This is a genomic window from Acinetobacter sp. ATCC 27244, from assembly GCF_000156555.1.
GTDB classification, from domain to species: domain Bacteria; phylum Pseudomonadota; class Gammaproteobacteria; order Pseudomonadales; family Moraxellaceae; genus Acinetobacter; species Acinetobacter haemolyticus.
Genome location: NZ_GG665955.1, coordinates 92,515 through 102,023 on the forward strand (window position 1 = coordinate 92,515; position 9,509 = coordinate 102,023).

The window sequence follows — 9,509 nt, forward strand, 5'->3', positions numbered from 1 at the left end:
GAATTACACTCCTACCGCCACAGAAACAGGCTCTGCCAATGAAACTGTTGGTGCTAAGCCAATTGGATAACCAATATAACCTGTTGGTAAATATTCAATCACTTGTACAGGCAAGCTAATGCTGGTTTCGCCTGCTTTTACCGTAATACGTTGACCATCTTGAACATTTAAACGTGTCGCATCTTGCTCACCGACCGCAAACATTGCTTCAGGAATACGAGATTCCATTGCAGGTGTTTTAATTGTGAATTCACCAGAACCAAAGATATGGTGCATAGGTACAAGACGGAAGCTTTCAGGGTTCACAACAACAGCAGTTGGTGCAACATAGCTACGTGCAGGACGTTTTGCTAAACGATCAAAAAGACGAACACCAGAATCACCACCTTTTAAGTGGCCACCCACTTCATCTTGGTATTTATTCCAAGCTTGTGGTGAGTTCCAACCTGCTGACCATGCAAATGGTACCAGTGAAGATGCTGTTTGATTACCCACATAACCTTCCATCGAGAAAGTTAATGCTGAGTCAGGATCAGTCGGTTGTTTAGGCTCATGAACAGATAATGGCGCACGCATTGCGGTACGACCAGAATAACGACGTGGTTCACGCGCAATTTTTAAACCATGGATACGATAGCCAGCATCTGGTGCAACATCTTGAATCGCTTCAAGCACAGGAACATTTTTCACGATGTCATCAATCACATCATCAAGAAGTGTCCAATCTACAGCTTTACCTTTGAGACCTGTCTCAACGGCATGTAACCAACGCCAAGATTCTTTGATTGCATATTCAGGCTTGTAGTAGCTTGGGTCATACACTTGATAGAAGCGTTGTGCACGTCCTTCTTGACTGACTACAGTTCCGTCACCTTCCGCAAAACTGGCAGCAGAAAGAACAATATCTGCAAGTTTCAAGGTTTCAGTTTCACTGTGATCCAATACAATCACAGTTTCAGCTTTATCCAATGCAGCTTTGACTTGAGCAACTGGGATACGACGAGTTAAGTCATTTTCAACTACAACCACTGCATCATAATCTTGTGCAAACGCTTGTTCTAAGCTTAAGCCACCGAATAATACTAAGCCCATTGAGTTCACTTCAGGAACTGTCAATGATAAGCCCGCATTTTCACCTAGATTCTGCGCAACTTGTGCAGCAGCTTCCATGATTGCCGGGTCTTGTAAGCTGGTACCAGAGATAATCAATGGTTTTTTCGCAGCTTTTAAGGTATCAGCAATGGTTTGTGCAAATGCTTTTGCGTCATCATCAAGACCAGATACTGTTTCACCTTTCACAGCAGCAGCAACCGCAAAACCTAAACGTGCAATATCGTTTGGAGAAGCAACCACTTCACCTGTTGCCACATCCGCTAAACGCGTTTGTGTTGCAGCAAGAATATAAATCGGTGATTTTGCTTCTTGACCAATACGTTGTACAGGTTCTGCTAACCAGTCAGGTGTACGCGTTTTAGCAGCCATTTCTTTCGCTTTATTTTTCGCAGCTTGGCGAACCGACAAAGCCATACGTGGTGCTGTTTGCGTTAAGTCTTCACCCAAGATCAACACGGCATCATAGCTTTCAATTTCACGCATGTTCGGGTTATAGATACCCTCTGTTTGCATGATAGATGCAGCTAACTCAACCAAGTTCTGCTCTTTTTGAGACATACCTGTTGAATAGTTATCTTGACCAACAAGTTGGCGAAGTGCGTAGTTTGATTCCAAGCTTGCGCGAGGAGAACCAATACCTAGAACTTTTTTACCTTTAAGCTGCGCAATCACTTGATCAAGAGCTTGATCAACACTCACGGTTGCTACAGTTTCACCATTACGGAATTGAGGTTGACGTGGACGATCTTCACGATTGACATAACCCGTACCAAAACGACCTTTATCACAAAGGAAGTATTGATTGACTGAACCATTAAAACGGTTTTCAACACGACGGATTTCGCCATAACGCTCACCCGGAGAAATGTTACAGCCAGAAGAGCAACCAAAGCAGACACTTGGCGCATACTGCATGTCCCACTTACGGTTATAACGTGCTGAATGTGTCTTATCAGTAAACACACCTGTTGGACATACTTCTGTCAAGTTACCAGAGAATTCTGATTCTAAAGTACCTGACTCTGGACGACCAAAGTAAACACGTGAAGCATTGGCATACACACCAAAGTCTGTACCGCCTGCATAGTCTTTGTAGTAACGCACACAACGATAACATGCGATACAACGGTTCATCTCATGCGCAATAAACGAGCCTAACTCTTGGTTATGATGGGTACGTTTAGTAAAGCGATAGCGACGACGATCATGCTGTGTCATCACTGTCATATCTTGTAAATGACAGTGACCACCTTCTTCACAAACTGGACAGTCATGTGGGTGGTTCGTCATCAAGAATTCAACAATCGATGCACGAAACTCTGTTGCTTCTTTATCTTCAATCGAAATATAAGTATTGTCAGCGGCTGGTGTCATACAAGACATCACCAAACGCCCACGTGTGTCCTCAGGATTCGCGTATTGAGTTACCGCACATTGACGACAAGAACCAACAGAACCTAAGGATGGGTGCCAACAAAAATACGGGATATCGATGCCAAGGCTAAGACATGCTTGTAGCAAGTTTTCTGAGCCGTTGACTTCATACGATTTTCCATCGACATGAATTGTAGCCATAGTCGAATTCCTTAAACCTGTTCTACATCACGAGTTGCTGCATGGGTACTTACCTTTGCCTCAAACTCATGACGGAAATATTTTAATGCGCCCATCAGTGGCTCCATCGCACCAGGTGCGTGGGCACAGAAAGTCTTACCAATCCACAATTTTTTAGTAAGTTCAGAGAGATGTTGAATATCCTCCATCTTCCCTTCACCATTTTCGAGTGCTTTCAGTGCTTTAACAGCCCACGGTAAACCATCACGACATGGTGTGCAGAAACCACAAGACTCACGCGCAAAGAATTCTTCTAGATTACGGGTCGCTGAAACCATACATTGCGTTTCATCTACCACCATCAACAAACATGTTCCTAAACGAGAACCTGCCTTCATGATGCTTTCAGCATCCATTGGCAAGTCAATATGTTCAGCAGCCAAGAAATCTGTTGATGCGCCGCCCGGTAACCATGCTTTCAGTGTTAAACCATCACGCATACCACCCGCATGATCTTCAATTACTTCACGCGCTGTTGTACCAAATGGCAATTCCCAAAGCCCAGGGAACTTCACCTTACCTGATGCACCGTAAATTTTAGTTCCAGGATCTTTAGACTTGTGTGCAGACAAGTTGATGTACCATTCAGGTCCACGCAACATAATCGCAGGCAAGTTATTGTAGGTTTCAACGTTGTTGACAATCGTCGGACGACCCCATGCACCCGCAACTTGTGGGAATGGTGGTTTAGTACGTGGATTGGCACGGCGACCTTCAAGTGAGTTAATCAATGCGGTTTCTTCACCACAGATATAACGACCTGCTCCTGTGTGAACATGCATTTCAAAGTTCCAGCCGGTACCAAGGATATTTTCACCTAAGTAACCTTTGGCACGGATTTGCTCTAATGCTTCATTTAAGTATTGAGCAGCTTCGATATATTCACCACGAATGAAGATATAACCATGCGTTGCTTCTAAGGTATAACCTGCAATCAACATCCCTTCGATCAATTGATGAGGAAGTTTTTCCATCAACAAACGGTCTTTGAAGGTACCTGGCTCCATTTCGTCGGCATTACAGATCAAATAACGAGGACCAGAATTATCATTTGGCGCCATCAATGACCATTTAATACCCGCAGGGAAACCTGCACCACCACGGCCTTTAACCGTCGCAGCTTTGATGACTTCAAGTACATCTTTTGGCGGCATGCTGAGTGCTTTTTTAAAGCCTGCATAACCTTCAAGTGCTTCGTAGTCATCAGCATTGCGTACTGCATCTTGCTTACTCAAACGCCAAGTCAGCGGATGAGTTTCTGGATTACCGTCGCCATAAATTGGTTTTGGTTCAGTATTCATACATACTTCTCCAATAACTGTTTAACTGATGATACGTCCACTAAACCGTGGGTATCTTCATCAATCATTAACGTTGGACCTTTGTCACAATTACCTAAACAGCAAATTGGGAGCAAGGTAAAACGACCATCAGCTGTAGTTTGCCCATACTGGATACCCAACTCACGTTGGAACGCTTCTGCAAGCGTTTCTGCACCCATCAAGAAACAAGCAATTGAATCACACAATAAAATTACATGACGCCCCACAGGTTGGCGGTAGATACGGTTATAGAATGTTGCTACACCTTCCAAATCCGCCACACTGATTGTCAATAATTGCGCAATTGCATTCATTTGTGCATCATCTACCCAACCGTTACGGCGTTGTACACATTTCAATGCATCCAATGAAGCTGCACGTGGGTATGGGTAATGACCAATGTGATGTTCAATTTCATGGATTTCATCCGCAGTCAAAATCCCTTCAACATTCACACGTGGTTTTTTATCAGTCAAAATCATCATAATCGTTTACCCCTAGCGATCCACGTCAGCCATAACCACATCAATGGTCGCCAAATAAATGATCAAGTCAGATACCAAGCTGCCGTTAATCACGGAAGGAATTTGCTGTAAGTGCGTGAACGTTGGTGTACGAATACGGGTACGGTAACTCATCGTCGACTTATCCGAAGTGAGGTAATAGGTACTCGCACCTTTCACCACTTCAGTCATAAAGGATGCTTCACCTGCAGGCATTACAGGACCCCATGACACGCTCAAGAAGTGCGTAATCAAGGTTTCAATATCTTGTAATGTCTTATCTTTCGGTGGTGGAACAGCCAATGGATGATCCGCTTTATATGGACCAGAAGGCATGTTATCCAAGCACTGTTGAATGATTTTCAAAGACTCAGTGATTTCACGGAAATGTACCAATACACGTGCATATGCATCGCCTTCATATTCCACTGGAATATCAAAGTCGAAGTTTTCATAACCACTGTATGGACGATATTTACGAACGTCAAAATCAATACCCGTCGCACGTAAACCTGTACCTGTCACACCCCAAGCCAACGCAGATTTAGCATCATATTGCGCAACGTTACGCGTACGACCGATAAATACTGAGTTTTTAAGTGCAGCTGTGTAGTACTCGTTCAAACGTTTCGGCATCCACTCCAACAATTCCTTAACTAGCTTTTGCCAATTGTTTGGAAGGTCGTGTGCTGTACCGCCGATGCGGAACCATGCTGGGTGCATACGGTAACCCGTAATCGCCTCAACGATGTCGTAAACTTTTTGACGGTCAGCGAACATATAAAATACTGGCGTCATACCACCCGCATCCTGAATCGCTGTACCACAGTAAAGTAAGTGGTTATTGATACGGAATAATTCGTTCAACATGACACGAATGACTTGTGCGCGCTCAGGAACTTTAATCCCTGCAAGCTGCTCAACCGCCATCACATATGGCATGTTTTGCGCACAACCACCTAAGTAGTCAACACGATCCGTATAAGGGATGAATGAATGCCACGTTTGACGTTCAGCCATCTTTTCCACACCACGGTGGTGATAACCGATATCTGGCACACAGTCTTTGACTTCTTCACCGTCCAACTGTAAAACCACACGGAAAGCACCATGCGCAGATGGATGGTTAGGACCCAAGTTCAAGAACATGAAGTCTTCGTCATCATTGCCGCGTGTTAGACCCCAATCTTCTGGTACAAAACGCAAATGCTCTTGCTCGAAATCTTGCTTGGCTTGATCTTGCATATACGGCGTATATTCTGTCGCACGGGCAGAATATTCTTTACGTAATGGATGACCTTCCCAATAAGTCGGCAATAAGATACGACGAAGCATTGGATGCCCGGCGAAATCAATTCCAAACATATCGTAAGCTTCACGCTCGTACCAGTTGGCATTTGGCCAAATATTGGTTGCCGTTGGAATGCTTAAATCATTTTCATTCAACGCAACTTTGATACGAATATCACTATTACGCTCCAGCGATAATAAGTGATAGAACACAGTGAAGTCAGATGGTGGCAACCCATCACGGTGAACACGCAAACGCTCATCTACCGCAGATAAGTCAAACAACATCACATAAGGACGTTCCACTTTACGGAGGAACATAAGGACTTCTTGCACGCGTGCGCGCTCAACCCAGACTGTTGGAAACTCTTCACAAGTCGTCTGCACGTAAAAGTTCTCACCAAATTTGGTTTTGAGCTCTTCTACAATTGCAAATGCTGGGCGTGAATCGACTTGAGTCGATTCTGGCATAGCAATGTCAGTTTCAGCCATTGGCTTGGCTTCCTATTTAATACAAATTCTGGCAATTCTTTCCGATGACCATATCCATCAGGGATATGTCAAAAACTCATCGTTAAAATTATTTAATTTCATCCATAGAGCGTAAGTTTTTCACCGCAATACGTTCAGCATTTTTACGGTCACGTTCTGGCATCATCTTTGGCTTATACACAGGCTGAAGATCATCACCAATAACCGCTGAAAGTGGACGGCGCTCTAGTTGAATTTGGTCTTGAAGTAACATCAATGCTTGAATCAATGCTTCTGGACGTGGTGGGCAACCTGGGATGTACACATCAACAGGAATAATTTTGTCTACACCTTGAACCACTGAATAGATGTCGTACATACCACCTGAGTTAGCACAAGCACCCATTGAGATCACCCATTTTGGTTCCAACATTTGTTCGTACAAACGCTGAATAACAGGTGCCATTTTAACGAAGCAAGTCCCTGCAACAATCATCAAGTCAGCCTGACGTGGTGAAGCACGAATAACCTCAGCACCAAAACGTGATAAGTCATGTACGCCTGTCAAAGTTGTTGCATATTCAACGTAGCAGCATGATGTACCAAAGTTAAATGGCCATAATGAGTTTTTACGTCCCCAGTTGACTGCGGTATGCAACACATCTTCAAGACGTGTCATCATCACACTTTTATTCACTTCTTCCTCAAGTGGATCAGTGACGATTTGACGATCTTGCAATGGATATTGATCGGCATCTGGATTCGCACGGGTTAAAGTATATTTCATCCCGACTTACTCCTGTTCAAATGATGATGTAGTCGGTGTTTTAGATTTAACACGACCAGAAGACTGTGCTGGAATTTGACCAGTAGGATCGACAACGAGTTCTTCGATATTATTGAATCGAGTAATGTCAGCGATATTCATATTTGGTGAACCAATTTTTGTTTTGATCCCTGCTGCTTTACGACGATCCGAAGGTGCCCAATTCAGTCCACCAGTTGAAAGTTCGTAAACCAAACCAATCAATAAAATCAAAATAAAAATTGCAGCAGCTGCAAAGCCAACCCAACCTACTTCACGCACAGAAGTTGCCCACGCGTAGAGGTAAAGTGCTTCTAAATCAAAAACGACAAAGAAAATTGCAACTAAATAGAATTTGGCTGACAAGCGAATACGGGCACCACCCGCACTCACTACACCTGATTCAAACTGTTCTTGCTTGGCACGTCCCCATGCTTTACCCCCAAGGAGTAAAGGAACGGTCAGCATAAAAACGCAAAGAAATGTAACGCCGATCACGAAGGCAATAATCGCCCAATCGTATGGAGTAATGGCACTCATGCGGGGATAACTCCTGGCAGGCCTATTTTTAACAAAGAATGTATGTATTGGCCTTCAAATACACCAAACACAAAATTAATTCCGCCAATTGTACCTGATTTCTAATTTCTCATGCTAGTTGAAGCGCTTTAGTCTTTCGGATGATTTTGTCCTTAAATTTACAAATATATCCAATAACATGGTTAATTCACCCTCAAAAATCGAATTAACTAATCAAACACCAGAAGTTAATCATTTTTTTCTTTACTCGTGCGCCAAAAACATCCGCCTTTCGCACCCTATGCGCAAAAATATTGCAGCATGAACTAAATCATTGCATTGCGATAAATTTATGATGAAAATTTAAACAAAATTTATATAATAGCGCGACCCAATTCCCCCTTATGGAAACGCGTCAGAATGCCTCACCCCAAAGCAGCATTAAAACCCCACTCGCTCTTCCAACTCTTTCTACTTTTTGCTGGGGTTATTTTTCTGTGTTGCCTACTTGGGATTGCCACACGACACCTTACATTTCTTGCTTCTTTTTGGCCTGCAAATTCGGTGCTACTTGGCTTATTAATTCGCTTTCCACAAACACGCCACCCAATTAGTTTTATAGGGGCAATTGTTGGCTACCTGATTGCCGATACTACTCAAGATACTCCTTTTATATTAAATATTTGTTTAACAACCGCAAATCTACTTTATGTCATCACAACACTAGCCTTGTATGTCCGTTTTAGTAAAATTATTCGCTCAATGCATCATGGCTATTTTTATTTATTCTTATTTAGTTTTTGTTGTATTGGAGGACTGGCTAGTGCCCTATTTGCAGCAATTTTACTGCCTTATTTAGACACGCCCTTTGCTTTAGGTTCATTTTGGGAGGACTTCGGCTATTGGTTTACATCCGAAATTCAAAATGCCTTACTATTGCTACCTGCACTCATCAGCATGCCGAATCTAACCGCCTTCAAACAGTGTTTGAAAGAGCTAAAAGATACCGCTATTCAAACCGTTTTGCCTTTGGTTGCCGTAGTCGTTTCGATTGTGATCGCTTACTATGATGCGGGTCCCGGCTCTTTACTTTACCCCATTGCCCCCTTGATTTGGTGCGCACTGCGATATCAACATTTTTCCGTGACCATCATTAGCTCGATCAGTTGCGCCTTTATTATTTATCATGTGTCTCAAAACTATTTACTGCTTTATCCCGACAATTATTTAAACAACACGATCTCAACGCGTCTTGGGCTGATCATGATGACAATTGCCCCACTCACTGTTTCCAGTATTAATAAAGTTCGATCCAAACTCATTGAAGAACTACAACATACTATTGCTCACGATGAGTTGACCTCCAGCCTAACACGTCGTCAATTTCTTCAATCACTGCAAATTCTCCAAGAACAAGCCCAAAATGCAGGCCATACAAGTGCTTTCTTGATGCTTGATATTGACCACTTTAAACACATTAACGACAGCTACGGCCATCAAATCGGTGACCGTGCCTTACAACACTTTGTTAAAACCACTCAAACGCTCTTAAACCCTCAAGACTTGTTTGGACGCTTGGGAGGTGAAGAGTTTGCAATTTTCATTGCCAACACCAATGAAAGTGTAGCCTATCAATGTGCCGAAAAAATCCGCCAACATGTAAGTGAATCTCCAATTCAACTAGAACACGCACAAATTTTCTCAATTCAAACTAGCATTGGTATCTGCATCAACACACCAGAAAAAAACTACTCGACTGAACAATTATTCAAACATGCCGATGATGCGCTTTATCGTGCCAAGCGGCAAGGACGAAACCAAGTGGTCATTTCGACATAATCTGTTGCAATTCAGCTAAATACTTTAATTATC

Annotated in this window: 7 protein-coding genes; 1 reads left to right on the forward strand and 6 read right to left on the reverse strand. The window is 43.0% G+C overall.

Translation table 11 applies throughout. The features are described from left to right. Positions 1 to 3: 3 nt before the first annotated feature. From nuoG to ndhC, 6 genes are all read right to left on the reverse strand, one after another. Entirely contained in the window at positions 4 to 2,688 is a 2,685-nt protein-coding gene (nuoG, locus tag HMPREF0023_RS08675; RefSeq protein WP_008941873.1) for an NADH-quinone oxidoreductase subunit NuoG, read from the reverse strand. 11 nt (positions 2,689 to 2,699) lie between these two features. After that, positions 2,700 to 4,028 (reverse strand): NADH-quinone oxidoreductase subunit NuoF, encoded by a 1,329-nt coding sequence (gene nuoF, locus HMPREF0023_RS08680; protein ID WP_008941874.1) that lies wholly within the window; start codon positions 4,026 to 4,028, stop codon positions 2,700 to 2,702. Further along, a complete protein-coding gene (nuoE, locus tag HMPREF0023_RS08685; RefSeq protein WP_004638051.1) occupies positions 4,025 to 4,534 on the reverse strand; it encodes an NADH-quinone oxidoreductase subunit NuoE in 510 nt (169 codons plus the stop codon). Before nuoE ends, nuoF begins: the two co-directional genes overlap by 4 nt. Before the next feature lie 12 nt (positions 4,535 to 4,546). Continuing rightward, on the reverse strand, positions 4,547 to 6,334 hold the full coding sequence (gene nuoC / locus HMPREF0023_RS08690; protein ID WP_004638050.1) for an NADH-quinone oxidoreductase subunit C/D: 1,788 nt from the start codon (positions 6,332 to 6,334) through the stop codon (positions 4,547 to 4,549). A gap of 88 nt (positions 6,335 to 6,422) precedes the next feature. After that, complete coding sequence (locus HMPREF0023_RS08695; RefSeq protein ID WP_004638049.1) at positions 6,423 to 7,100, reverse strand: NuoB/complex I 20 kDa subunit family protein; 678 nt, start codon at positions 7,098 to 7,100, stop codon at positions 6,423 to 6,425. Positions 7,101 to 7,106: 6 nt separating this feature from the next. Then, positions 7,107 to 7,658 carry an NADH-quinone oxidoreductase subunit A gene (ndhC, locus tag HMPREF0023_RS08700; protein ID WP_008941875.1) on the reverse strand — a complete coding sequence of 184 codons (552 nt, stop codon included), beginning with the start codon at positions 7,656 to 7,658 and terminating at the stop codon, positions 7,107 to 7,109. 399 nt (positions 7,659 to 8,057) lie between these two features. Between ndhC and HMPREF0023_RS08705 the strand changes: the two genes are divergently transcribed. Continuing rightward, positions 8,058 to 9,476, forward strand: a complete 1,419-nt coding sequence (locus HMPREF0023_RS08705; protein WP_008941876.1) for a diguanylate cyclase — start codon at positions 8,058 to 8,060, stop codon at positions 9,474 to 9,476. The last annotated feature ends 33 nt before the right edge of the window (positions 9,477 to 9,509 follow it).

Bases quoted from the DNA above. Each gene is read 5' to 3' on its own strand.
- nuoG (WP_008941873.1), bottom strand. From the start codon at position 2,688: ATGGCTACAATTCATGTCGATGGAAAATCGTATGAAGTCAACGGCTCA.
- nuoF (WP_008941874.1), bottom strand. From the start codon at position 4,028: ATGAATACTGAACCAAAACCAATTTATGGCGACGGTAATCCAGAAACT.
- nuoE (WP_004638051.1), bottom strand. From the start codon at position 4,534: ATGATGATTTTGACTGATAAAAAACCACGTGTGAATGTTGAAGGGATT.
- nuoC (WP_004638050.1), bottom strand. From the start codon at position 6,334: ATGGCTGAAACTGACATTGCTATGCCAGAATCGACTCAAGTCGATTCA.
- HMPREF0023_RS08695 (WP_004638049.1), bottom strand. From the start codon at position 7,100: ATGAAATATACTTTAACCCGTGCGAATCCAGATGCCGATCAATATCCA.
- ndhC (WP_008941875.1), bottom strand. From the start codon at position 7,658: ATGAGTGCCATTACTCCATACGATTGGGCGATTATTGCCTTCGTGATC.
- HMPREF0023_RS08705 (WP_008941876.1), top strand. From the start codon at position 8,058: ATGCCTCACCCCAAAGCAGCATTAAAACCCCACTCGCTCTTCCAACTC.